This is a genomic window from Tenacibaculum gallaicum (assembly GCF_003387615.1).
Taxonomy (GTDB): Bacteria; Bacteroidota; Bacteroidia; order Flavobacteriales; family Flavobacteriaceae; genus Polaribacter; species Polaribacter gallaicus.
In genome coordinates this window covers 314,211-336,712 of record NZ_QUNS01000002.1, presented here as the reverse complement: position 1 = coordinate 336,712, position 22,502 = coordinate 314,211, and the positions used below count along the sequence as shown (strand labels likewise).

Annotated in this window: 34 protein-coding genes; 1 reads left to right on the top strand and 33 read right to left on the bottom strand. The window is 34.3% G+C overall.

Going from position 1 to position 22,502, the window contains the following annotated elements:
- Window positions 1–107: 107 nt before the first annotated feature.
- From carA to rpsL, 33 genes are all read right to left on the bottom strand, one after another.
- Window positions 108–1,217, bottom strand: coding sequence for a glutamine-hydrolyzing carbamoyl-phosphate synthase small subunit (gene carA, locus C7448_RS05910; RefSeq protein ID WP_115900446.1), 1,110 nt, complete (start codon window positions 1,215–1,217; stop codon window positions 108–110).
- Between the two features lie 96 nt (window positions 1,218–1,313).
- Entirely contained in the window at window positions 1,314–1,790 is a 477-nt protein-coding gene (rplQ, locus tag C7448_RS05905) for a 50S ribosomal protein L17 (protein WP_115900445.1), read from the bottom strand.
- Window positions 1,791–1,853: 63 nt separating this feature from the next.
- Entirely contained in the window at window positions 1,854–2,846 is a 993-nt protein-coding gene (locus C7448_RS05900; protein WP_115900444.1) for a DNA-directed RNA polymerase subunit alpha, read from the bottom strand.
- Between the two features lie 98 nt (window positions 2,847–2,944).
- Window positions 2,945–3,550 (bottom strand): 30S ribosomal protein S4, encoded by a 606-nt coding sequence (rpsD, locus tag C7448_RS05895; RefSeq protein ID WP_115900443.1) that lies wholly within the window; start codon window positions 3,548–3,550, stop codon window positions 2,945–2,947.
- A 134-nt stretch (window positions 3,551–3,684) separates the two neighbouring features.
- A complete protein-coding gene (gene rpsK / locus C7448_RS05890) occupies window positions 3,685–4,071 on the bottom strand; it encodes a 30S ribosomal protein S11 (protein ID WP_115900442.1) in 387 nt (128 codons plus the stop codon).
- 33 nt (window positions 4,072–4,104) lie between these two features.
- On the bottom strand, window positions 4,105–4,470 hold the full coding sequence (gene rpsM, locus C7448_RS05885; protein ID WP_115900441.1) for a 30S ribosomal protein S13: 366 nt from the start codon (window positions 4,468–4,470) through the stop codon (window positions 4,105–4,107).
- 2 nt (window positions 4,471–4,472) lie between these two features.
- Window positions 4,473–4,589, bottom strand: coding sequence for a type B 50S ribosomal protein L36 (ykgO, locus tag C7448_RS05880; RefSeq protein WP_010519235.1), 117 nt, complete (start codon window positions 4,587–4,589; stop codon window positions 4,473–4,475).
- A 12-nt stretch (window positions 4,590–4,601) separates the two neighbouring features.
- Entirely contained in the window at window positions 4,602–4,817 is a 216-nt protein-coding gene (gene infA / locus C7448_RS05875; protein WP_024740627.1) for a translation initiation factor IF-1, read from the bottom strand.
- A 1-nt stretch (window position 4,818) separates the two neighbouring features.
- Window positions 4,819–6,138 carry a preprotein translocase subunit SecY gene (secY, locus tag C7448_RS05870; RefSeq protein WP_115900440.1) on the bottom strand — a complete coding sequence of 440 codons (1,320 nt, stop codon included), beginning with the start codon at window positions 6,136–6,138 and terminating at the stop codon, window positions 4,819–4,821.
- A 12-nt stretch (window positions 6,139–6,150) separates the two neighbouring features.
- On the bottom strand, window positions 6,151–6,600 hold the full coding sequence (rplO, locus tag C7448_RS05865; protein WP_115900439.1) for a 50S ribosomal protein L15: 450 nt from the start codon (window positions 6,598–6,600) through the stop codon (window positions 6,151–6,153).
- A 12-nt stretch (window positions 6,601–6,612) separates the two neighbouring features.
- Window positions 6,613–6,795 (bottom strand): 50S ribosomal protein L30, encoded by a 183-nt coding sequence (gene rpmD, locus C7448_RS05860; RefSeq protein ID WP_115900438.1) that lies wholly within the window; start codon window positions 6,793–6,795, stop codon window positions 6,613–6,615.
- Window positions 6,796–6,806: 11 nt separating this feature from the next.
- Entirely contained in the window at window positions 6,807–7,331 is a 525-nt protein-coding gene (gene rpsE, locus C7448_RS05855; protein WP_115900437.1) for a 30S ribosomal protein S5, read from the bottom strand.
- 8 nt (window positions 7,332–7,339) lie between these two features.
- Window positions 7,340–7,690, bottom strand: a complete 351-nt coding sequence (gene rplR / locus C7448_RS05850) for a 50S ribosomal protein L18 (protein ID WP_115900436.1) — start codon at window positions 7,688–7,690, stop codon at window positions 7,340–7,342.
- A gap of 18 nt (window positions 7,691–7,708) precedes the next feature.
- Window positions 7,709–8,254, bottom strand: a complete 546-nt coding sequence (gene rplF / locus C7448_RS05845) for a 50S ribosomal protein L6 (protein ID WP_115900435.1) — start codon at window positions 8,252–8,254, stop codon at window positions 7,709–7,711.
- Window positions 8,255–8,270: 16 nt separating this feature from the next.
- A complete protein-coding gene (gene rpsH / locus C7448_RS05840; protein ID WP_115900434.1) occupies window positions 8,271–8,669 on the bottom strand; it encodes a 30S ribosomal protein S8 in 399 nt (132 codons plus the stop codon).
- A gap of 375 nt (window positions 8,670–9,044) precedes the next feature.
- Window positions 9,045–9,314 (bottom strand): 30S ribosomal protein S14, encoded by a 270-nt coding sequence (rpsN, locus tag C7448_RS05835; RefSeq protein WP_028890738.1) that lies wholly within the window; start codon window positions 9,312–9,314, stop codon window positions 9,045–9,047.
- A 4-nt stretch (window positions 9,315–9,318) separates the two neighbouring features.
- The gene (gene rplE, locus C7448_RS05830; RefSeq protein ID WP_115900433.1) at window positions 9,319–9,870 is read right to left on the bottom strand and encodes a 50S ribosomal protein L5; all 552 of its coding nucleotides are present in this window, start codon (window positions 9,868–9,870) and stop codon (window positions 9,319–9,321) included.
- Window positions 9,871–9,872: 2 nt separating this feature from the next.
- A complete protein-coding gene (rplX, locus tag C7448_RS05825; RefSeq protein ID WP_115900432.1) occupies window positions 9,873–10,187 on the bottom strand; it encodes a 50S ribosomal protein L24 in 315 nt (104 codons plus the stop codon).
- 14 nt (window positions 10,188–10,201) lie between these two features.
- Window positions 10,202–10,570 carry a 50S ribosomal protein L14 gene (rplN, locus tag C7448_RS05820; RefSeq protein ID WP_115900431.1) on the bottom strand — a complete coding sequence of 123 codons (369 nt, stop codon included), beginning with the start codon at window positions 10,568–10,570 and terminating at the stop codon, window positions 10,202–10,204.
- A gap of 1 nt (window position 10,571) precedes the next feature.
- Window positions 10,572–10,829 (bottom strand): 30S ribosomal protein S17, encoded by a 258-nt coding sequence (gene rpsQ, locus C7448_RS05815; RefSeq protein ID WP_099215304.1) that lies wholly within the window; start codon window positions 10,827–10,829, stop codon window positions 10,572–10,574.
- 18 nt (window positions 10,830–10,847) lie between these two features.
- Window positions 10,848–11,039, bottom strand: coding sequence for a 50S ribosomal protein L29 (gene rpmC, locus C7448_RS05810; RefSeq protein WP_028890733.1), 192 nt, complete (start codon window positions 11,037–11,039; stop codon window positions 10,848–10,850).
- Window positions 11,040–11,051: 12 nt separating this feature from the next.
- Entirely contained in the window at window positions 11,052–11,483 is a 432-nt protein-coding gene (gene rplP / locus C7448_RS05805; RefSeq protein ID WP_115900430.1) for a 50S ribosomal protein L16, read from the bottom strand.
- A gap of 19 nt (window positions 11,484–11,502) precedes the next feature.
- Window positions 11,503–12,219: a 30S ribosomal protein S3 gene (gene rpsC, locus C7448_RS05800; protein WP_115900429.1), complete on the bottom strand. Its 717-nt coding sequence runs from the start codon at window positions 12,217–12,219 to the stop codon at window positions 11,503–11,505.
- An 11-nt stretch (window positions 12,220–12,230) separates the two neighbouring features.
- Window positions 12,231–12,635 carry a 50S ribosomal protein L22 gene (gene rplV, locus C7448_RS05795; RefSeq protein ID WP_115900428.1) on the bottom strand — a complete coding sequence of 135 codons (405 nt, stop codon included), beginning with the start codon at window positions 12,633–12,635 and terminating at the stop codon, window positions 12,231–12,233.
- 9 nt (window positions 12,636–12,644) lie between these two features.
- Window positions 12,645–12,923, bottom strand: coding sequence for a 30S ribosomal protein S19 (gene rpsS / locus C7448_RS05790; protein ID WP_028890729.1), 279 nt, complete (start codon window positions 12,921–12,923; stop codon window positions 12,645–12,647).
- Between the two features lie 6 nt (window positions 12,924–12,929).
- A complete protein-coding gene (gene rplB / locus C7448_RS05785) occupies window positions 12,930–13,754 on the bottom strand; it encodes a 50S ribosomal protein L2 (RefSeq protein WP_115900427.1) in 825 nt (274 codons plus the stop codon).
- 11 nt (window positions 13,755–13,765) lie between these two features.
- Window positions 13,766–14,056 (bottom strand): 50S ribosomal protein L23, encoded by a 291-nt coding sequence (gene rplW, locus C7448_RS05780; RefSeq protein WP_115900426.1) that lies wholly within the window; start codon window positions 14,054–14,056, stop codon window positions 13,766–13,768.
- A gap of 8 nt (window positions 14,057–14,064) precedes the next feature.
- Window positions 14,065–14,694, bottom strand: a complete 630-nt coding sequence (gene rplD / locus C7448_RS05775; protein WP_115900425.1) for a 50S ribosomal protein L4 — start codon at window positions 14,692–14,694, stop codon at window positions 14,065–14,067.
- Complete coding sequence (gene rplC, locus C7448_RS05770; RefSeq protein WP_115900424.1) at window positions 14,694–15,311, bottom strand: 50S ribosomal protein L3; 618 nt, start codon at window positions 15,309–15,311, stop codon at window positions 14,694–14,696. Before rplC ends, rplD begins: the two co-directional genes overlap by 1 nt.
- A 291-nt stretch (window positions 15,312–15,602) precedes the next feature.
- Complete coding sequence (rpsJ, locus tag C7448_RS05765) at window positions 15,603–15,908, bottom strand: 30S ribosomal protein S10 (RefSeq protein WP_024740605.1); 306 nt, start codon at window positions 15,906–15,908, stop codon at window positions 15,603–15,605.
- 5 nt (window positions 15,909–15,913) lie between these two features.
- Entirely contained in the window at window positions 15,914–18,031 is a 2,118-nt protein-coding gene (gene fusA, locus C7448_RS05760) for an elongation factor G (protein ID WP_115900423.1), read from the bottom strand.
- Between the two features lie 5 nt (window positions 18,032–18,036).
- A complete protein-coding gene (gene rpsG / locus C7448_RS05755) occupies window positions 18,037–18,513 on the bottom strand; it encodes a 30S ribosomal protein S7 (RefSeq protein ID WP_100925426.1) in 477 nt (158 codons plus the stop codon).
- Between the two features lie 32 nt (window positions 18,514–18,545).
- Window positions 18,546–18,926: a 30S ribosomal protein S12 gene (gene rpsL / locus C7448_RS05750; RefSeq protein ID WP_115900422.1), complete on the bottom strand. Its 381-nt coding sequence runs from the start codon at window positions 18,924–18,926 to the stop codon at window positions 18,546–18,548.
- 353 nt (window positions 18,927–19,279) lie between these two features.
- Between rpsL and C7448_RS05745 the strand changes: the two genes are divergently transcribed.
- Window positions 19,280–22,495 carry a SusC/RagA family TonB-linked outer membrane protein gene (locus tag C7448_RS05745; RefSeq protein WP_115900421.1) on the top strand — a complete coding sequence of 1,072 codons (3,216 nt, stop codon included), beginning with the start codon at window positions 19,280–19,282 and terminating at the stop codon, window positions 22,493–22,495.
- Window positions 22,496–22,502: the final 7 nt, after the last annotated feature.

Below are 22,502 nucleotides of genomic sequence, written 5' to 3'. Positions count from 1 at the left end.
AGTGTTTATTTTTTACTCTTGAACAATGCTAAGAGTGATCTGTAATTTATTTTAATTATATATTCCCGTGAATTTTAGTCCACGAGAATCTCTATATTTTTATTTATTTAAGCTTTTACTTTTTTGATGTTTTCGATAAACTCGTCAAATAAGTATTCTGCATCGTGTGGACCAGGGCTTGCTTCTGGGTGATACTGAACAGAAAATACATTTTTAGATTTCATTCTGATACCTGCTACTGTATTATCGTTTAAATGTACATGTGTAATTTCTACATCTGGATGCGCTTCAGTTTCTTCACGATTGATTGCAAAACCATGGTTTTGAGAAGTAATCTCTCCTTTTCCTGTAAGCAAATTCTTTACAGGATGATTAATTCCTCTATGACCATTGTGCATTTTGTAAGTAGAAATTCCGTTTGCTAACGCAATTACTTGGTGTCCTAAACAGATTCCAAATAATGGTAAATCTTTCTCAATGATTTCTTTTGCTGTATTTTGAGCTTCTTCTAATGGTTCCGGATCTCCAGGTCCGTTAGAAATAAAATACCCATCTGGATTAAATTCACTCATTTGTTCAAAACTTGCGTTGTATGGGTATACTTTAATATAAGCACCTCTTTTTGCTAAATTTCTTAAAATGTTTTTCTTAATACCAATATCTAATGCTGATATTTTAATTGAGGCATTTTCATCACCAACAAAATAAGGTTCTTTGGTTGATACCTTTGAAGCTAATTCTAATCCTTCCATGTTAGGAGTATCAGCTAATTGCTTTTTTAATTCGTCAATTTTATCTACTTCTGTAGAAATGATAGCATTCATGGCTCCATTATCTCTAATATACGATACTAACGCACGTGTATCAACATCTGAAATGGCTACTAAATTATGCTTCTCGAACCAGTCAAATAAGTTTCCATCAGAATCTACACGAGAGTGTGTAAAACTGAAGTTACGACAAATTAATCCTGAAATTTTAATTCCTTCTGACTCTACTTCTTCATTATTAACTCCATAATTACCAATATGTGCGTTGGTAGTTACCATTAATTGTCCAAAGTAAGAAGGATCTGTAAAAATCTCTTGGTATCCAGTCATACCTGTATTAAAACAAATTTCTCCTGTTGCGGTTCCTTCTATTCCAATAGATTTCCCGTAGAAAATAGTTCCGTCTGCTAATAGAACTAATGCTTTTTTACGTGTTTGATATTTCATTTAGTGTGTTGTGTAATTTGTTTGCAAAAATATATAAAAAAAGGGACAAACATTAAATGTTTATCCCTTTGATATAATTTATAAAAATTTTCATTTTTATTCTTCTTCTTGTGAAGTTTGAGTTTCAACAGCAGCTGTTTCAGCTTTCTTCGCTCCACCACGACGGCTACGACGAGTATTCTTTTTAGCTTTGTTTCCTTTTGGATTGTATAACTCGTTGTAATCAACTAATTCTACCATTGCCATAGGAGCATTATCTCCTTGACGGTTTCCTAATTTGATAATACGTACATATCCTCCTGGTCTGTCTGCAACTTTTACAGAAATTTCTTTGAATAATTCTGTAACAGCTTCTTTACTTCTTAAGTAACTAAATACTACACGACGGTTGTGGGTTGTATCTGTCTTTGATTTTGTAATTAAAGGCTCAACAAACTTACGTAAAGCTTTCGCTTTTGCTTCTGTAGTATTGATACGCTTGTGCTCGATTAAAGAACAAGCCATGTTAGATAACATCGCTTTTCTGTGCGCTGTTTTTCTTCCTAAATGATTAAATTTCTTTCCGTGTCTCATGACATTTGGTTTTAGCTTTCATCTTGCTACTAACCCTAGTTTAGGGGAGCAAAATATGAAAGGTTAATCTTTATCTAATTTGTATTTGCTTAAATCCATTCCGAAATTTAAACCTTTGTTAGCCACTAACTCATCTAATTCAGTTAATGATTTTTTACCAAAGTTTCTGAACTTCATTAAATCGCTTTTGTTAAATGATACTAAGTCTCCTAAAGTATCTACCTCTGCAGCTTTTAAACAGTTTAAAGCACGAACTGATAAATCCATATCAACTAATTTCGTCTTTAATAACTGACGCATATGTAATGATTCTTCATCATATGTTTCAGTTTGTGCGATTTCATCTGCCTCTAAAGTAATACGCTCATCAGAGAATAACATAAAGTGGTGAATTAAAATCTTAGCTGCTTCAGTTAAGGCATCTTTAGGATTGATAGACCCATCAGTATCGATATCGAAAACTAATTTTTCGTAATCGGTCTTTTGTTCTACACGGAAATTTTCAACAGCATACTTTACATTCTTTATAGGAGTGTAAATAGAATCTGTAAAAATTGTTCCTAAAGGAGCACCAGCTCTTTTATTTTCTTCTGCTGGTACGAAACCTCTACCTTTTTCAATGGTAATTTCAGCATTTAACGTTACTGATTTATCCATGTTACAAATTACTAAATCTGGATTTAGTACTTGAAAACCTGAGATAAACTTTTGTAAATCACCAGCCGTTAATTGCTCTTGTCCTGATATTGCTATAGAAACTGTTTCTCTATCAGATTCTTCAATCTGTTTCTTAAAACGTACTTGCTTTAAGTTTAAGATAATTTCAGTAACATCTTCTACAACACCTTGAATTGTTGAAAACTCATGATCAACACCGTCAACACGTAATGATGTAATCGCAAACCCTTCAAGAGAAGATAATAATACTCTTCTTAAAGCGTTACCAACTGTTAATCCAAAACCTGGTTCAAGAGGTCTGAATTCGAATCTTCCTGAAAAATCAGTAGATTCAATCATTATTACTTTATCAGGCTTTTGAAAATTTAAAATTGCCATATTTTTTTCTTCGTTTTAATTGTTATTCAGTTGCGCGGTTTATAAGTGTGAAGAAATACGAACAAACCCTTTGGCTGAACACCAATATGATTAATTTATTACTTAGAGTATAATTCTACGATTAACTGCTCTTTGATATTCTCAGGAATTTGTAATCTCTCTGGTACTTTTACAAATGTTCCAGATTTAAGATCAGCATTCCAAGTTAACCATTCGTAAACATTACTATTAGCTGCTAAAGCATTTTCAATAGCTTCTAACGACTTAGATTTTTCTCTTACAGCAATTACATCTCCTTCTCTTAAACTATAAGATGGAATGTTAACAATCTCTCCATTTACAGTAATGTGACGGTGAGATACTAACTGACGTGCAGCTCTACGTGAATTAGCAACACCTAAACGGTATACTACGTTATCTAAACGTGATTCACATAATTGTAATAAAATTTCACCTGTTACTCCTTGAGAAGCTGATGCTTTTTTGAATAAGTTACGAAACTGACGCTCTAAAATACCATAAGTATATTTAGCTTTTTGCTTCTCCATTAATTGGATCGCATATTCAGATTTCTTACCTCTTCTTTTACCTACTCCATGTTGTCCTGGAGGGTAATTTCTTTTTTCGAAGTTCTTATCGTCTCCGAAAATTGCTTCGCCAAACTTACGAGCAATTTTAGTTTTTGGTCCTGTATATCTTGCCATTTCTAATTAGTTTAGTAGGGATTATGAATTAAGGCTTACTCCTTCGATAATCTTTATATCCTACTGTGTTAAAATATTTAATTTTCGTGTACAACTGTACACTCAAATAAAATATAAGTTGAAATTAATTCAACTTATACTCTACGTCTTTTTGGTGGACGACATCCATTGTGAGGAATTGGAGTAACATCAATAATTTCTGTTACTTCGATACCTGTATTGTGGATAGATCTGATTGCAGATTCTCTACCGTTACCTGGTCCTTTAACATACACCTTTACTTTACGTAAACCTGCTTCTTTAGCAACGTTAGCACAATCTTCTGCCGCTAACTGAGCTGCGTAAGGAGTGTTCTTTTTAGAACCTCTGAAACCCATTTTACCTGCAGATGACCAAGAAATAACGTCACCTTTTTTGTTTGTTAAAGAAATAATAATATTGTTGAACGATGCAGTTACGTGAGCTTCACCAACTGATTCTATTACAACTTTACGTTTTTTTGTTACTTTCGACTTTGCCATGATTCTTTACTATTAGTAAAAAATAATCAGTGATTATTTTTTCTTGTTAGCTACAGTTTTTCTCTTACCTTTTCTAGTACGAGAGTTATTCTTCGTTCTTTGACCTCTTAATGGTAAACCAAGTCTGTGACGAATACCTCTTTGACATCCGATGTCCATTAAACGCTTAATGCTTAATTGAACTTCAGAACGTAACTCACCTTCAATAGTGAAAGCTCCTACTTGCTCACGAATTGCTGCAATTTGATCATCAGTCCAATCTTGAACTTTGATACTCTCATCTATATTAGCAGCAGCTAAAACTTCTTTAGCTCTACTTTTTCCTATACCAAAGATGTAAGTTAAAGCGATAACACCTCTTTTATTCTTTGGAATATCTATACCTGCGATTCTTGCCATAACTACCCTTGTCTTTGTTTAAATCTAGGATTCTTTTTGTTAATTACATATAATCTGCCTTTTCTGCGTACAATTTTGCAGTCGGCACTTCTTTTCTTAATTGATGCTCTTACTTTCATCAGTGTGTGTTTTTAATATCTGTAAGTAATTCTTGCCTTTGATAAATCATACGGACTCATTTCTAACTTCACTTTATCACCAGGTAATAATTTAATGTAATGCATACGCATTTTTCCTGAAATGTGAGCCGTAACAATATGTCCGTTTTCTAATTCTACTCGAAACATAGCATTTGATAATGCTTCAGTAATTGTTCCGTCTTGTTGAATTGCTGGTTGCTTAGCCATATTATTTTAATGATTTTCTGTTACTGTTACCTGTTTTCATTAAACCATCATAACGACTGTTTAATAAATACGAGTTTATTTGCTGTATCGTGTCTATTGCAACTCCTACCATAATGATTAATGATGTTCCTCCATAAAACATTGCCCAGTTTTGAGTAACTCCAAACTTTACAATGATTGCTGGTAAAATAGATAAAGCTGCTAAAAATATAGACCCTGGTAATGTGATTCTCGACAATACTGAATCTAAAAAGTTAGCAGTTTCTTCACCTGGTTTATATCCAGGAACAAAACCATTACTTCTTTTTAAGTCTTCTGCCATTTTATTCGTTGGAATAGTAATAGCAGTGTAGAAGTAACTAAAGACAATAATTAATAATGCAAATATAACGTTATACCATAAACCGTTAATATCAGTTAAACTGTTTAATGCTGGGTACTTTTGCCCTAGTGCTATTGGTAAAAACATAATAGCTTGTGCAAAAATAATTGGCATTACTCCAGCTGCATTCAATTTTAATGGAATGTACTGTCTTGCGCCATCAACATCTTTAATGTTTGTAACTGCTGTACGACGTGCGTATTGAACGGCTACTTTACGTACTGCTGTAACTAATAATACGGTTAACAAGATTACTACAAACCAAACTATTAATTCGATTAAAATCATCATAATTCCTCCAGCACCTGCAGTTTGCTTAGAAACTAACTCTTGTATAAATGCTGCTGGGAAGTTTGCGATAATACCAACGGTAATTAATAATGATATTCCATTACCAACTCCTTTATCAGTAATACGCTCTCCTAACCACATTGCAAAAATTGTTCCTGCACTTAAAAGAATGATAGATGATATCCAAAATGTTGCTCCTGTTACTAAAAATGCTTCTTGCGGTAAACCCATTTGATTTTGAATTACTCCAATATAGGTTGGTGCTTGAAATAATGTAATAGCAATAGTAAGCCATCTTGTTATTTGCGTAATCTTCTTACGTCCACTTTCTCCATCTTTTTGTAGTTTTTGTAAATATGGTACCGCAATACCCATTAACTGAACTACAATTGATGCAGAAATATAAGGCATTATACCAAGTGCCATTACTGACGCTCTAGCAAATGCCCCTCCTGTAAATGCGTTTAATAAACCTAAAAGTCCACTGTCAGTACTGTCTTTTAATGCTGATAACTGAGTAGGATCAATTCCTGGTAATGGAACTGCTGCCATAAAACGGTAAACAGCGATTAAACCTAAGGTTAAAAGTAATTTCTCTTTTAACTCTTCAATCTTCCAAATGTCTTTTAAAGTATTTATAAAATTCATCATTTACAATTCTTATAATGTTACTGCTTCACCTCCTGCTGCTTCAATAGCAGCTTTAGCTGATGCTGTAAATTTATGTACAGTTATATTTAATTTAGCTTTTAACTCTCCACCACCTAATATTTTTACTAAGTCGTTTTTACGAGCTAATCTGTTTTCTACTAAAACATCTAAACTAACTGTATCTGTTATCTTTCCGTTATCTACTAATGATTGTAACTTGTCTAAATTTACACCAACATACTCTTTACGATTAATGTTAGTGAAACCAAATTTAGGCACACGTCTTTGAAGTGGCATTTGCCCTCCTTCAAATCCTATTTTACGAGAATAACCAGAACGAGATTTAGCTCCTTTATGTCCTCTTGTAGAGGTACCTCCGTGACCAGAACCTTCTCCACGAGCGATTCTTTTACCGCTTTTTGTAGATCCTGCTGCTGGTTTTAAGTTGTGTAAACTCATCTTTATATTGTCTTATTTAATTTCTTCAACAGAAACTAAGTGTGAAACTTTACTTACCATACCCAAAATTGTAGCTGATGCATCATGCTCTACAGTTTGGTTCATTTTACGTAAACCTAACGCCTCTAACGTTCTTTTTTGATTTTTAAGGCGACCGATTTGACTTTTTACTTGTGTAACTCTAATTTTACTCATCGTCTTAAATTTTAACCGTTAAAAACTTTCTCTAAAGATATACCTCTTTGCTTAGCAATAGTTGCTGCACTACGTAATTGTAATAAAGCATCAAAAGTTGCTTTTACTACGTTATGAGGATTTGATGACCCTTGAGATTTTGATAATACATCTTTAATACCAACAGCTTCTAATACTAAACGTACAGCACCACCAGCAATAACCCCGGTACCGTGTGAAGCAGGCTTGACGAATACTTTCGCCCCACCAAATTTACCTTTTTGCTCGTGTGGTAATGTTCCTTCTAAAATAGGGATACGTACTAAATTTTTCTTTGCGTCTTCTACTGCTTTTGCAATTGCAGAAGAAACATCTTTAGACTTTCCTAATCCATGACCTACAACTCCGTTACCGTCTCCTACTACTACGATTGCAGAGAAACCAAATGCTCTACCTCCTTTAGTTACTTTGGTAACACGTTGTACACCTACTAATTTATCTACAAGCTCTAATCCGCTTGGTTTTACTCTTTCTACGTTTTTATATCCTAACATAATATAATTTCTTAAAATTTTAAACCAGCTTCTCTTGCAGCGTCTGCTAATACTTTAACTCTACCGTGGTATAAATATCCGTTACGGTCGAAAGCAACAGTATCTACGCCAGCTTTAACAGCTTTTTCAGCAATTGCTTTCCCTACAGCTGTAGCCGCTTCTGCTTTAGAGCTAGATGTAATTTCTTTATCTCTTGATGATGCAGATGCTAATGTTACACCAGCAACGTCATCGATTAACTGAGCATAGATTTCTTTGTTACTTCTAAAAACTGATAACCTTGGTTTTTCAGTTGTACCTGTAACAATCTTTCTAATTCTATACTTAATTCGTTGTCTTCTTTCAAGCTTTGATAATGCCATAATAATTTCTCTTATTTATTATGCAGATTTACCTGCTTTTCTTCTTAATACTTCTCCTACAAACTTAACTCCTTTTCCTTTGTAAGGCTCTGGCCTACGGAATGAACGAATTTTTGCTGCAACTTGACCAACTAATTGTTTGTCATGCGAAGTTAATTTTACAATTGGATTCTTACCTTTTTCAGATACAGTTTCAACCTTAACTTCTGGAGCTAAATTTAAAACAATGTTGTGAGAGAAACCTAAGGCTAAATCTAACTTTTGTCCTTGGTTAGATGCTCTATAACCAACACCTACTAACTCTAATTCTTTAGTAAAACCTTTGCTTACACCTTCAACCATATTATTGATTAAAGCACGATATAAACCATGTGCAGCTCTATGATCTTTACTTTCTGATGGTCTTTCTAAAGTGACTGTACCATCTTCAACTTTCACAGTAATTCCAGATTTAATTTCTTGAGTTAACTCTCCTAATTTTCCTTTTACTGTTACCACATTTCCGTCTACTTTTACTTCAACACCTTGTGGCAATGCGATTGGATTTTTTCCTATTCTACTCATCTTACAAAATGTTTTTTTAGTAAACGTAACATAATACTTCTCCACCTACGTTCTCTAGTCTTGCTTTTTTGTTTGTCATTACACCTCTTGATGTAGAAACAATAGCAATACCTAATCCGTTTAATACTCTTGGCATTTCTTTAGCGCCAACGTATCTACGTAAACCTGGTGTTGAAATTCTTTGAATCTTTCTGATTACTGACTCTTTCGTATCACGATCGTATTTTAAAGCTATTTTAATAGTTCCTTGAACTTTATCTTCATTGAACTGATAACTTAAAATGTAACCTTGATCGAACAAAATTTTCGTCATTTCCTTCTTCAACTTTGAAGCAGGAACTTCAACTACTCTGTGATTTGCTGCAATAGCATTTCTCACACGAGTAAGAAAATCCGCGATTGGATCTGTATACATAGTTAATTAAATTGTGGTTTTGGTTTTTAGCGACTCTATTTTACTTGACAAAGTACAGTTACTAAACCTGAAACCAGTTAATATTTATTTTTCGCTTTTCAAGGTAAAATCTCGTAGGCATTATACTATTATAAGTATCTACTTACAAGGCATAATTTACCTCACAAAAACAGTGTGCAAATATACATAAACTTTTTGAAAATCAAACCTTTTTGATGATTATCATTTTTAGTATCAAAATATTACGTTTTTGCTAGTATGTTTAATCTAAAATGAAACTCAAAAAAACTACTTATTACAACTCTATATTAAGCACAAAAAGGCGTACAACTTTGTATTGTTGTACACCTTTATTTTTGTATCTAAAGAGCTTTTTTACCAGCTTGCTTTCTTTACTCCTGGAATTAATCCTTGGTTAGCCATTTCACGGAAAGTAACACGTGAAATTCCGAACTGACGCATATATCCTTTTGGACGTCCAGTTAGTTTACAACGATTGTGCATTCTAATTGGTGATGCGTTTTTTGGTAACTTTTGTAATGCTTCATAGTCTCCAGCTTCTTTTAAAGCCTTTCTCTTTTCAGCATACTTAGCAACCATTTTAGCTCTTTTGCGCTCACGCGCCTTCATTGATTCTTTAGCCATCTTATTAATTCTTTTTAAATGGTAATCCTAATTCTCCTAATAATGATTTAGCTTCTTTATCAGTATTTGCAGATGTTACGAAAGTAATATCCATACCACTAATTTTTTTCACTTGATCAATATTAATCTCTGGGTAGATGATTTGTTCAGTAACTCCTAAGTTGTAATTACCTCTACCATCAAAACCATTTGCCTTGATTCCGTTAAAGTCTCTTACACGTGGTAAAGAAGCTGTAACTAACCTATCTAAAAATTCGTACATTTTATCTCCTCTTAACGTAACTTTTGCACCAATTGGCATTCCTTTACGTAATTTGAAGTTTGCAACGTCTTTTTTAGAGATTGTAGATACTGCTTTTTGACCTGTAATCGTTGTTAACTCGTCAATAGCATATTCTATTAATTTCTTATCTGCTATAGCTGCACCAACACCTTTACTTACAACGATTTTTTGTAATTTAGGTACTTGCATTACATTGCTATAACCAAATTCATCAGTAAGAGCTTTGATAACTCTGCTCTTGTACTCTTCTTTTAATCTTGGTACGTAACTCATTGTTATATTGCTTTATCTGATTTTCTTGAAACTCTAACTTTCTTTCCACTTTCCTTATCTAAGTCATACCCTACTCTTACTGTTTCACCATTTTCGATTAAGGCAACATTTGATATATGTAATGGAGCTTCTTTCTTTACAATTCCTCCTTGTGGATTTGCAGCACTTGGTTTAGTGTGTTTAGACACCATATTTACACCTTCTACTACTACTCTATCCTTATCTTTAAGAATTTGTAAAACTTTCCCTTCAGATCCTTTGTGATCTCCTGCTATAACTTTAACAGTATCTCCTGATTTAATTTTAAATTTTTTCATTTTAAAATCTGATTTTATAACACCTCAGGTGCTAATGATACTATTTTCATAAATTGTTTCTCACGTAATTCACGAGCCACAGGTCCGAATACACGTGTTCCTCTCATTTCCTCAGTAGGATTTAAAAGTACACAAGCATTATCATCAAATCTGATATATGATCCGTCTTTACGTCTAACTTCTTTCTTAGTACGAACAACAACTGCACGAGATACTTGACCTTTCTTTACAGTTCCGTTTGGAGTTGCAGCTTTTACTGATACTACGATTTTATCTCCAACGCTAGCGTAACGCTTTTTTGTTCCTCCTAAAACTCTAATCACTAAAACTTCTTTTGCTCCAGTGTTATCTGCGACTTTTAATCTTGATTCTGTCTGTAACATATTATTTAGCTCTTTCTAGGATTTCTACTAATCTCCAACGCTTAGATTTACTCATAGGACGTGTTTCCATGATCCTTACAGTATCTCCTTCGTTGCAATCGTTATTCTCGTCATGTGCAACGTACTTCTTAGTCTTTAATACGAACTTTCCGTACATTGGGTGCTTTACTCTTTTTACCTCGTTTACAACGATAGATTTCTCCATCTTGTTACTAGATACTACACCGATTCTCTCTTTTCTAAGATTTCTTTTTTCCATCTTTAAAACTGACTAGAATTATTGTAATTCTCTTTTAGTTAACTCTGTAGCAATTCTTGCTACAGTTTTTCTTAAGCTACGTAACTCTAATGGATTTTCCAATGGAGTTATGGCGTGAGCCATCTTAAGATCAGTATAATTTTTCTTCAACGCCCCTAGCTTTTCTTGTAAGTCAGCTGTTGATAATTCTTTAATTTCTGATTGTTTCATGATCTAATAGAATTAAGCGTTATAATCAAAATCTCTTGCTATTACAAACTTCGTTTTTACAGGAAGTTTTTGCGCTGCTAAACGTAAAGCTTCTTTTGCTACTTCCATTGGTACTCCACCAATTTCAAACAAAATTCTACCTGGTTTTACAACTGCTACAAAATGGTCAGGTGCACCTTTACCTTTACCCATACGTACCTCTAATGGTTTCTTAGTGATAGGTTTATCTGGGAAAATTTTAATCCAAAGTTGCCCCTCTCTTTTCATATAACGAGTTGCCGCAATACGAGCTGCCTCAATTTGACGAGAGGTAAGTAAGTTCTGGTCTAATGATTTGATACCAAACATTCCGTTAGAAAGTTCAGTACCTCTACCAGAGTTACCTTTCATATTTCCTTTCGCCTTCTGTACCTTACGGTATTTTACTCTTTTTGGCTGTAACATTGTTAATTTCTTTTAAAAATTATTTTCTTCTGCGAGGTTGACGTTTACCACCACCTTTGTTTCCACTACCTTTTTGCTTAGATAGTCCAACTAATGGAGATAATTCACGTTTTCCATAAACCTCACCTTTCATAATCCATACTTTCACACCGATTCTTCCGTATGTAGTATGTGCTTCAACAAGTGCATAATCGATATCTGCTCTAAAGGTAGAAAGAGGAATTCTTCCTTCTTTGTAATGCTCAGAACGTGCCATTTCAGCTCCATTTAAACGACCTGATAATTGCACTTTAATTCCTTCTGCATTCATTCTCATTGCAGCTGCGATTGCCATTTTAGTAGCTCGCTTGTAAGAAATTCTGTTTTCGATTTGACGAGCAACACTAGCTGCAACTAATTTTGCATCTAATTCTGGACGTTTAATTTCGAAAATATTAATTTGAACTTCTTTACCAGTAATTTTCTTAAGCTCTTCTTTTAACTTGTCTACCTCTTGACCTCCTTTACCAATAATGATACCTGGACGTGCAGTAGTGATAGTAACGGTTACAAGCTTTAAAGTACGCTCAATAATAACTCTTGATACACTTGCTTTAGATAATCTAGCATATAAATACTTTCTTATCTTATCATCTTCAGCAATCTTATCTCCGTAGTCATTTCCACCATACCAGTTAGATTCCCATCCTCTGATAATTCCTAAACGATTTCCTATTGGATTTGTCTTTTGTCCCATTTCTACTTTGATTAATTACTGTTATTTTTAGTTCCTAACTCTAAAGTTACGTGATTAGAACGCTTACGAATTCTATGTGCACGACCTTGTGGAGCTGGTCTTAACCTTTTTAACATACCTGCGCTATCAACACAAATTGATTTTACGTATAATCCAGCATCTTCGATACTTGCATCTTCATTTTTAGCTTGCCAGTTAGCAATAGCTGATAATAATAACTTTTCTAAGTTACGTGATGCTTCTTTTGAACTGAACTTTAAGATTTGTAAAGCTTTTTCAACTTCTACTCCTCTTACTAAATCTGCTACCAAGCGCATTTTTCTTGGTGATGTAGGACAATTAGTTAATTTAGCAAAAGCTCTAGACTTTCTAGCTTCTTTTAACTGTGTTGCCATGTTATGTTTACGACTTCCCATAATTTCCTACTATTTTTTACCTTTATTTTTTGCACCAGCGTGTCCTCTAAACGAGCGTGTTGGTGAAAATTCGCCTAATTTATGACCTACCATGTTTTCAGTAACGTAAACTGGTACAAACTGACGTCCGTTGTGAACTGCAATTGTTTGTCCTACGAAATCAGGGGTAATCATACTTGCTCTAGACCAAGTTTTGATAACTGACTTACTACCTGCTTCTACGTTAGCTAACACTTTCTTCTCTAACTTATAGTGAACGTAAGGTCCTTTTTTTAATGATCTTGCCATGGTTTATTATTTCTTTCTACGTTCTACGATATACTTATTACTAGCTTTGGTCTTTGATCTAGTCTTATATCCTTTAGCAGGAATACCGTTTCTAGATCTTGGATGCCCTCCAGAAGAACGTCCTTCACCACCTCCCATTGGGTGATCAACTGGGTTCATTCTTACTGCGTTAGTTCTTGGTCTTCTTCCTAACCATCTACTTCTACCTGCTTTACCTGAAACTAATAATTGGTGGTCTGAGTTAGACACTACTCCAATTGTAGCCATACAAGTTAATAAGATAAATCTTGTTTCTCCAGAAGGTAACTTAACTGTTGCATATTTACCTTCTTTCGCTAGTAATTGAGCAAAAGCTCCAGCAGAACGAGCCATAACAGCTCCTTGACCTGGATGTAATTCTATACAAGAAATTGTAGTACCTAAAGGAATTTCACTTAAGTACATAGCATTTCCAACTTCTGGAGCTGCATCTTTTCCTGAAATGATTGTTTGACCTACTTTTAATCCGTTTTGTGCAATTACATAACGTTTTTCACCATCAGCATAACTAACTAATGCAATAAATGCCGTACGGTTTGGATCGTACTCGATAGTTTTTACTGTTGCAGGAATACCTTGCTTATCTCTTTTAAAATCGATAATACGGTATTTTTGTTTATGACCTCCACCGATGTTACGTGTAGTCATTCTACCCTGATTGTTTCGACCTCCAGATCGTTTTTTCGGAGCTAATAAAGATTTCTCCGGCTTATCAGTAGTAATGGTGTCGAACCCATTTACAACTCTAAAACGCTGACCTGGTGTTATTGGTTTTAATTTTCTAACTGACATTCTGTCTTTTCTTAAAGATTGTTATAAAAATCAATAGTTTCTCCTTCAGCTAACTGAACGATTGCTTTCTTGTACCCACTTGTTATCCCTGTTACTAAACCTTTTTTAGTGTATTTAGTTTTTCTTTGAATAGGATAGTTCATTGTTTTTACAGATTCAATCGCTACACCATAAGTAGCTTCAACAGCTCCTTTGATTTCTAATTTGTTAGCTTTCTTATTTACAACAAATGTATAACGGTTATTTAACTCGCTATCATTTGTAGCTTTTTCTGTAATAATAGGTTTAATTAAAATACTCATCTTGTTCCCTATTTACTTAAATTAGACTCAATTCCTTCTAGAGAGCTTTCAGAAATAACTACTTTACTAGCATTTAAAATGCTATATGTGTTAATACCTGAAGCATCTACTACTTTAGAACCTTTTAAGTTACGAGATGATAAGTAAACATTTTTACTTTCTTCACCTAATACGAATAAAGACTTTTTAGTGTCTAATTCTAAAGCTTTTAATACATTGGTAAACTCTTTAGTTCTTGGAACTTCAAAATTGAAGTCTTCTACAACTACTAAATTGTTTTCTTTTGCTTGAATACTTAAAGCTGATTTACGTGCTAAACGCTTTAAGTTTTTATTTAACTTAAAAGAATAGTTTCTTGGTCTTGGACCAAACATACGTCCTCCACCTCTAAAAACACCAGACTTGATACTACCCGCACGAGCTGTACCAGTTCCCTTTTGTTTTTTAATCTTTCTTGTACTACCAGCAATCTCAGCTCTTTCTTTCGATTTATGAGTACCTTGTCTTTGATTAGCCAAATACTGCTTTACATCTAAATAAATCGCGTGATCATTTGGCTCAATTCCGAATACCTCGCTAGAAAGTTCGACTTTTCTACCAGTATCTTTTCCTGTAATATCTAATACTGCTACTTTCATTATTTCTCGATAGTTACATAAGAGTTTTTGTGACCAGGAATTGCTCCTTTTACAACGATAAGATTCTTATCTGCAACCACTTTTAAAACTCTTAAATTTTGAACTTTTACTTTGTCTCCACCCATACGACCTGCCATACGCATTCCTTTGAATACTCTTGCAGGGTAAGATGCTGCACCAATTGAACCTGGAGCTCTTAAACGGTTATGTTGACCGTGAGTTGCTTGTCCAACTCCGGCAAAACCATGACGTTTAACAACACCTTGAAAACCTTTACCTTTTGAAACTCCTGATACATCAACGAATTCCCCTTCAGTAAAGTGTTCAACAGTAATTGAGTCACCTAATTTGTACTCACCTTCGAATCCTTGAAATTCAATGACTTTTCTTTTAGCAGATGTACCAGCTTTTTTAAAGTGACCATCTAAAGCTTTATTAGAGCTTTTTGCTTTTTTGTCATCGAAACCAAGTTGTAACGCGTTATAGCCGTCAACCTCTTCGGTTCTGACTTGGGTAACAACGCAAGGACCTGCTTCGATTACAGTACAAGGAATATTCTTCCCGTTTTCATCGAATAAGCTGGTCATTCCTACTTTTCTTCCTATTAACCCAGACATATTTGTTAATTTTCAGACGATTAGATATTTTTTATCCAGCGCGTCTATTAATAAAATAAATATTTGAAACAAATGTTTCTTATTTCACCTTTGAATTTCTCAAAAAAAAAGAGCGAAAACACCTTCACTCTCTGAATTTGTTTTTTACCGTTTTTCCTTCGCGAAACCCTCAGGACATGTAATTTCTGAATACTTTCCAGAAATTTTTACACTCCGAAACCAAAATTTCGGTGTGCAAAAGTAAAAAAAACTTTCGGCTTAACAAAATTAAACCGAAAGTTATTGATTTACTTATACTTTGATCTCAACTTCAACTCCACTTGGTAATTCAAGCTTCATTAACGCATCAATAGTTTTTGAAGAAGAACTATAAATGTCTAATAATCTTTTGTAAGCAGATAATTGAAATTGCTCTCTTGATTTTTTGTTTACGTGTGGTGAACGTAATACGGTAAAAATCTTTTTATTTGTTGGTAAAGGAATTGGTCCGTTTACTACAGCTCCAGTACTCTTTACTGTCTTTACAATTTTTTCAGCAGACTTGTCTACCAAATTATAATCGTAAGATTTTAACTTTATTCTAATTTTTTGACTCATCTTAATTAACCTTTAGCGTTTGCGATTACTTCTTCTGAAATGTTACTTGGAGTTTCTGCATAATGAGAAAATTCCATTGTAGAAGTTGCTCTACCTGAAGATAATGTTCTTAATGAAGTAACATATCCAAACATTTCTGATAAAGGAACGATAGCTTTCACTACTTTAGATCCAGCACGATCGCTCATATCGTTTACTTGTCCTCTTCTCCTATTTAAGTCTCCAACGATATCTCCCATGTTCTCCTCCGGAGTTAACACTTCTACTTTCATCATTGGTTCCATAATTACAGCTCTTGCAGCTTTTGCAGCAGCCTTGTAACCTAACTTTGCAGCTAATTCGAATGATAATTGGTCAGAATCTACAGGGTGGAAAGATCCATCCTTTAAGGTAATCTTCATCGAATCCATTTCGTAACCAGCTAAAGGACCATTCTTCATTGCTTCTTTGAATCCTTTTTCTACAGATGGAACAAACTCTTTAGGAACGTTACCACCTTTAATAGTAGATTCAAATTGTAATCCTGTTTCACCTTCATCAGCAGGCTCCATAGTAAATACTATATCAGCAAATTTACCACGACCACCAGATTGTTTCTTATAAACTTCTCTATGATCAGCAACAGCAGTTAAAGCTTCTTTGTACTCTACTTGTGGTTGTCCTTGATTTACCTCAACCTTAAACTCACGTTTTAGACGGTCTACAATAATATCTAAGTGTAACTCACCCATTCCTGATATTACAGTTTGCCCTGAAGCTTCATCAGTTTTTACAGTAAATGTTGGATCTTCTTCTGCTAACTTAGCTAAAGACATTCCTAATTTATCAACGTCAGCTTTAGTTTTTGGCTCAACAGCAATACCGATTACTGGGTCTGGGAAATCCATAGATTCTAAAACGATTGGATTCTTCTCATCCGATAAAGTATCACCTGTTTTAATATCTTTGAATCCTACTCCAGCTCCAATATCTCCTGCCTCGATATAATCGATTGCATTTTGCTTATTAGAGTGCATTTGATAGATACGAGAAATACGCTCTTTTTTACCTGAACGGTTATTTAAGATGTAAGAACCTGCATCTAAACGACCAGAATACGCACGGAAGAATGCTAAACGACCTACGAAAGGATCGGTAGCAATTTTAAATGCTAACGCTGCGAACGGTGATTTTGCATCTGGCTTACGAATTTCTTCTTCACCTGTATCAGGGTTAGTACCTATAATATTATCTCTATCCATTGGAGAAGGCAAATAACGACATACAGCATCTAATAAGAACTGCACCCCTTTATTCTTAAATGAAGACCCACACACCATTGGAATGATAGACATATCCATTACAGCAGCTCTAAGTGCAGCATGCACTTCTTCTTCTGTAATTGAATCTTCATCCTCCATGTACTTTTCTAATAAGTTTTCGTCATAAGCTGCAACCTCTTCGATTAACTTACCACGTAACTCACGAGCTTCTTCTTTTAATTCTTCCGGAATATCTACAACATCAAAAGTTGATCCGTAGTTATCATCATGCCATACAATAGCACGGTTCTTAACTAAATCAACAATTCCTTTAAAATCTGCTTCATCACCAATATTTAACACGATTGGCACTGCATTAGATTTCAACATGTCTTTTACCTGTTGACATACTGCTAAAAAGTTAGCACCTTGACGGTCCATCTTATTAACAAATCCAATACGAGGTACTTTATAATTATCCGCTAATCTCCAGTTAGTTTCAGATTGTGGCTCAACTCCATCAACTGCAGAAAATAAGAACACTAATCCATCTAACACACGTAACGAACGGTTTACCTCTACAGTAAAATCAACGTGACCCGGAGTATCAATTATATTAAAGTGATAATCTTTAGTTTCAGGTAATGGCTTAGCATTTTCTAATGGAAACTGCCAAGTACAAGTAGTTGCTGCTGAAGTAATTGTAATACCCCTTTCAGCTTCTTGCTCCATCCAGTCCATTGTAGAAGCACCATCATGCACCTCACCTATTTTGTGAGAAACTCCTGTATAGAAAAGAATACGTTCAGTTGTTGTAGTTTTTCCTGCATCAATATGCGCAGCAATACCTATGTTTCTTGTGAATTTTAAATCTCTACTCATTTCTATTAAAATCTAAAGTGTGAGAATGCTTTATTAGCCTCAGCCATTTTGTGAGTATCTACTCTTTTCTTAACAGCAGCACCTTCTTCTTTAGCAGCAGCTAATACTTCTGCAGCTAAACGCTGTGCCATTGTTTTTTCATTACGCTTACGCGCATACGAAATCATCCATTTGATCGCCATAGAAACCTTACGATCCGGACGAATTTGCATTGGAATTTGGAATGTTGCTCCACCTACTCTACGAGAACGAACTTCTACGTGAGGCATCACATTTGACAAACCATCTTTCCAAATTTCTAAAGCCGACTTTTCCTCGTCAGTTTTCTTTTCGTTTACGATATCCATTGCATCGTAAAACACTTTGAACGCTACAGATTTCTTACCGTCCCACATTAAGTTATTCACAAAACGTGTAACTAATTGATCGTTGAATCTAGGATCCGGTAACAAAACTCTTTTTTTAGCTCTTCTTTTCCTCATGTCTTTACATTAAAAAAGTTACTAATTAATTTTTACTTTTTGTCTTTAGGGCGTTTTGCACCGTACTTAGATCTACGTTGGGTTCTACCCTCAACTCCTGCAGTATCTAATGCTCCACGTACCACGTGATATTTAACACCTGGTAAATCTTTTACCCTTCCACCTCTAACTAATACTATCGAGTGCTCTTGCAAGTTATGTCCTTCACCTGGAATATACGCGTTGATTTCGTTACCGTTTGTTAATCTTACCCTTGCTACCTTACGCATTGCTGAGTTAGGTTTTTTAGGTGTAGTGGTATACACACGCGTACAAACTCCACGTCTTTGAGGACATGATTGTAATGCAGCCGATTTACTCTTCTTAGTTATTTTGGTTCTTCCTTTACGAACTAATTGTTGAATAGTTGGCATACTAAATTATTACTTGTTTTTAATTTGTACTTAAATTACTCTAATTTTAAGAGAGTGCAAATGTACGATAATTTTCTAATTATTCAAATATCAATAAGTTATTTTTAAAAACAACACACAGCTTTACCTTTAATTACCTTACTCTTCACCAGTCCTTTACTAACATTATCAAAACACAAAAAAACAACAAACCTTTATTAAGTATTAAAAAATTAAATAATCTTCAAAAAAAAACAACAAACACAACTCTTAAAACAAAAACACTATGTTTTTTTTAGAATTATTTAACAATTACCTTGTTTTTTTAAGTTTTATTTATGATTTTTGGCTCAATTAATTCAAATAATTACATAATGAAAACAAAGTTTAATGGAATTTTAACGCTACTCCTAGCGTTAATTGTGCAAATGTCCTTTGCACAAGAAAAAGTAATTTCAGGTACTGTCTCAGACGAAACGGGTCCTTTACCAGGAGTTAACGTATTAATAAAAGGGACTACTTCTGGTGTAGAGACAGATTTTGATGGTAAGTATTCTATTAAAGCAAAAACTGGAGATATTCTTGTTTTCAGTTTTGTTGGTATGAAAACTACTGAAAAAACAATTGGAAGCTCTAACACGATAAACCTGACAATGGCTACAGATAACGTATTAGACGAAGTTGTAGTTACAGCATTAGGGCAATCGAGAAGTGAAAGAGCCTTAGCTTTTGCCGCTCCTAAAGTAAAATCAGAGGAACTAAACGCTGCGCAAAACGATAATGCTATTAGTGCTTTATCAGGTAAAGTTGCTGGATTAAAGATCAACTCTCCTTCTGGAAACTTAGGTGGATCTCAAAGAATTTTAATTAGAGGAACAAACTCTGTTACAGGAGAAAACCAACCTCTTTTTGTTATTGATGGTATCCCTATGGACAACTCTAATTTCAATACTGAAGACACTCAAAGAGGGGCTGGTGGTATTGATTTTGGTAGTACAATTAACGATATAGACCCCAACAACATAGAAACTGTTACCGTATTGAAAGGTGCTGCAGCAGCTTTGTATGGATCTAGAGCATCTAACGGTGTTATTTTGATAACAACAAAAACTGGTAAAAACTCAAAGAAATTAGGAGTAAGCATTAATTCATCTATTACCTTTTCGGAAGTTGCTATATTACCTAAATTACAAAGAGAATATGGTGGTGGTTCTATAATCTCTGATGCAGATGGCGGTAGAAATGGCTTTGCCACACAAACGATCAATGGTACTGAGTATATGCTAGTTGCTTATGACACAGATGAGAGCTGGGGACCTAAATATGATCCAAGTTTAAAGGTCTTACACTGGGACGCGTTTGATCAAACTAGCTTTCCTAATGATTATTTAAAACCACGAGCATGGGTTGCTCCTGAAAATGATGTAGACTCTTTCTTTAAAACTGGTATCGCAACAAACAATAACATAACTTTAACTTCTGCTACCGATAAAGGAAACGTATTATTCTCAGCAGGATTACAAGAGAGCACAGGTATTGTTCCAAACACTGAGGTTAATCGTCACTTTGCTAAGTTCAGCATAAACCAAAAATTATCAGACAAATTAACAGCTGTAAGCACTATTAACTATGTACAAACGTCTGGAACAAGACCTGTTATAGGTTATGACGATAATAGTGTGACTCAAAAATTCTTTCAATGGGGACAAAGACAATTGGACTACAAAAGACTACAGAAGTATAAAAATAATGATGGCACTCAAAGAACTTGGAATAGAATTGCTTGGAATGACGCTAGACCAAACTACTCTGACAACCCATATTGGACTGTAAACGAAAACCTTCCAACCGACAATAGAACTCGTGTTTACGGAAACGCTAGTTTAAGTTATCAAATCACTGATGACTTAAGTGTTAAGGGAAGTATTTATGCAGATACATATAATTTTAGAAACTCAGAGAGAGTTGCTATAGGTTCTCAAGCTCAATCTCAATACCTAGAGAGAACTTATGATTTCAAAGAGTATAACTACGAATTTACAGCAAATTACAAAAAAGATATTTCTAACAACTTCAAACTTTCAGCTTTATTTGGAGCAAATAAAAGAAATAATACTTTGAATTACAGAATGAACCAAACTACTGGAGGGTTATCTGTTCCTAACATATACAATATGAATAACAGTTTAGGATTATTAGTAAAAGACTCAGATAATTCTCAAAAAGTTGTAAATAGCCTATTCGGAAGTATTAGCTTAGCTTTTGCTAATCAATTATTTATAGATTTAACTGCAAGGAATGATTGGTCTTCTACTTTACCAGAAGATAACAATTCTTATTTTTATCCTTCAGCTTCCTTAGCTTGGGTATTTAACGATATTCTTCTACCTAATGTTGATTGGTTTAACTACGGTAAATTAAGATTAGGGTGGGCTCAAGTAGGTAACGACACCAACCCTTATCGAATTATTAGAACCTTATCTTTAGATGATTCTTTCAAAGGAGACGGTAGAGTTACAGTACCTTCAAGATTATTAAACCCTAACTTAAAAAATGAAACTACTACTACTTGGGAAGTAGGTGCTGAATTAAGCTTCTTAAATAGGCGTGTAAATCTTGACGTTACTTATTATAATAATGAAACAACAGATCAAATAATACCTGTAGACCTTTCTTTTGGTTCTGGTTATGGTTCTCAATGGATTAATGCTGGTAAAATGACTAACAAAGGTATAGAGGTTCAATTAGGCTTAAAACCTATTGTTAGTGAAAATTTCAAATGGGATATTGATTTAAATTTTGCTAAAAACGAAAACTTATTAGTTGAATTACAAGATGGCTTAAGCTCTATACTTTTATCAGACGCTCCGTTTCAAGCTCAATTAGCTGCTACTGTAGGAAACCCTTATGCTACCATCATGGGAACTGATTTCATTTATGATGACCAAGGTAATAAAGTTATTAACAGTAATGGAGCCTATGCAGCTACAAGAGATCTTGTCCCATTAGGAAATACTAATCCTGACTTCACAGCTGGTTTACGTAACTCTTTTAAATACAAAAATTTTGATTTAGGAGTCTTAATAGAAATGAGTAAAGGTGGTAAATATTTCTCTACAACACACCAATGGGGTATGTACTCTGGTATGTTACAAGCAACTGTTGACAATAACATTAGAGAGGATGGTATAGTATTACCTGGGGTAACAGGAACTGTTACTTATAACGATAACGGCAACAGCTACACTGTTACAAACACAGCTCCTAATACTACAAGAATTTCAGCAGCGGATTACGGTGCTTATCATTATGGTGGTAACGGTACTCCTGATGCTCAAAATGTTTTTGACGCTGACTTCTATAAATTAAGAGAGATCTCTCTTGGTTACACTTTTAAAGGAGAGTTTTTAAAAGTTTTTGATAAGGCTAGACTTAGTTTGTTTGGTAGAAACTTATATACGTGGGGACTTGATTATGATGGTATTGATCCAGAAACAGTATCGACTGGCTCAGGCAATATTCAAGGTTTAGAAGGTGGTTTACAACCTTCTGTAAGATCTTTTGGTATGAACTTAAACTTATCTTTCTAAATAATAA

Coding starts and splice junctions, on each gene's coding strand:
- rpsD (WP_115900443.1), bottom strand. CDS start 3,550: ATGGCAAGATATACAGGACCAAAAACTAAAATTGCTCGTAAGTTTGGC.
- rplQ (WP_115900445.1), bottom strand. CDS start 1,790: ATGAGACACGGAAAGAAATTTAATCATTTAGGAAGAAAAACAGCGCAC.
- rplN (WP_115900431.1), bottom strand. CDS start 10,570: ATGTTACAGACAGAATCAAGATTAAAAGTCGCAGATAACACTGGAGCA.
- rpsL (WP_115900422.1), bottom strand. CDS start 18,926: ATGCCAACTATTCAACAATTAGTTCGTAAAGGAAGAACCAAAATAACT.
- carA (WP_115900446.1), bottom strand. CDS start 1,217: ATGAAATATCAAACACGTAAAAAAGCATTAGTTCTATTAGCAGACGGA.
- rplB (WP_115900427.1), bottom strand. CDS start 13,754: ATGTCAGTTAGAAAATTAAAACCAATAACACCAGGTCAGCGTTTTAGA.
- rplW (WP_115900426.1), bottom strand. CDS start 14,056: ATGAGTATTTTAATTAAACCTATTATTACAGAAAAAGCTACAAATGAT.
- rplE (WP_115900433.1), bottom strand. CDS start 9,870: ATGAGTTACGTACCAAGATTAAAAGAAGAGTACAAGAGCAGAGTTATC.
- rplX (WP_115900432.1), bottom strand. CDS start 10,187: ATGAAAAAATTTAAAATTAAATCAGGAGATACTGTTAAAGTTATAGCA.
- C7448_RS05900 (WP_115900444.1), bottom strand. CDS start 2,846: ATGGCAATTTTAAATTTTCAAAAGCCTGATAAAGTAATAATGATTGAA.
- rpsG (WP_100925426.1), bottom strand. CDS start 18,513: ATGAGGAAAAGAAGAGCTAAAAAAAGAGTTTTGTTACCGGATCCTAGA.
- rplC (WP_115900424.1), bottom strand. CDS start 15,311: ATGTCTGGGTTAATAGGAAGAAAAGTAGGAATGACCAGCTTATTCGAT.
- rplD (WP_115900425.1), bottom strand. CDS start 14,694: ATGAAAGTAGCAGTATTAGATATTACAGGAAAAGATACTGGTAGAAAA.
- rplP (WP_115900430.1), bottom strand. CDS start 11,483: ATGTTACAGCCAAAAAGAGTAAAATACCGTAAGGTACAGAAGGCGAAA.
- rplV (WP_115900428.1), bottom strand. CDS start 12,635: ATGGGAAGTCGTAAACATAACATGGCAACACAGTTAAAAGAAGCTAGA.
- rplO (WP_115900439.1), bottom strand. CDS start 6,600: ATGAGTTTACACAACTTAAAACCAGCAGCAGGATCTACAAAAAGCGGT.
- rpsQ (WP_099215304.1), bottom strand. CDS start 10,829: ATGGAAAAAAGAAATCTTAGAAAAGAGAGAATCGGTGTAGTATCTAGT.
- rpmC (WP_028890733.1), bottom strand. CDS start 11,039: ATGAAACAATCAGAAATTAAAGAATTATCAACAGCTGACTTACAAGAA.
- ykgO (WP_010519235.1), bottom strand. CDS start 4,589: ATGAAAGTAAGAGCATCAATTAAGAAAAGAAGTGCCGACTGCAAAATT.
- rpsC (WP_115900429.1), bottom strand. CDS start 12,219: ATGGGACAAAAGACAAATCCAATAGGAAATCGTTTAGGAATTATCAGA.
- rpsM (WP_115900441.1), bottom strand. CDS start 4,470: ATGGCAAGAATCGCAGGTATAGATATTCCAAAGAATAAAAGAGGTGTT.
- rpsJ (WP_024740605.1), bottom strand. CDS start 15,908: ATGAGTCAAAAAATTAGAATAAAGTTAAAATCTTACGATTATAATTTG.
- rplR (WP_115900436.1), bottom strand. CDS start 7,690: ATGGCATTATCAAAGCTTGAAAGAAGACAACGAATTAAGTATAGAATT.
- rpsH (WP_115900434.1), bottom strand. CDS start 8,669: ATGTATACAGATCCAATCGCGGATTTTCTTACTCGTGTGAGAAATGCT.
- rpsS (WP_028890729.1), bottom strand. CDS start 12,923: ATGGCAAGATCATTAAAAAAAGGACCTTACGTTCACTATAAGTTAGAG.
- rpsN (WP_028890738.1), bottom strand. CDS start 9,314: ATGGCTAAAGAATCAATGAAGGCGCGTGAGCGCAAAAGAGCTAAAATG.
- fusA (WP_115900423.1), bottom strand. CDS start 18,031: ATGAGTAGAGATTTAAAATTCACAAGAAACATAGGTATTGCTGCGCAT.
- rpsK (WP_115900442.1), bottom strand. CDS start 4,071: ATGGCAAAGTCGAAAGTAACAAAAAAACGTAAAGTTGTAATAGAATCA.
- C7448_RS05745 (WP_115900421.1), top strand. CDS start 19,280: ATGAAAACAAAGTTTAATGGAATTTTAACGCTACTCCTAGCGTTAATT.
- secY (WP_115900440.1), bottom strand. CDS start 6,138: ATGAATTTTATAAATACTTTAAAAGACATTTGGAAGATTGAAGAGTTA.
- infA (WP_024740627.1), bottom strand. CDS start 4,817: ATGGCTAAGCAACCAGCAATTCAACAAGACGGAACAATTACTGAAGCA.
- rplF (WP_115900435.1), bottom strand. CDS start 8,254: ATGAGTAGAATAGGAAAAAATCCAATCGCATTGCCACAAGGTGTTGAA.
- rpmD (WP_115900438.1), bottom strand. CDS start 6,795: ATGAGTAAAATTAGAGTTACACAAGTAAAAAGTCAAATCGGTCGCCTT.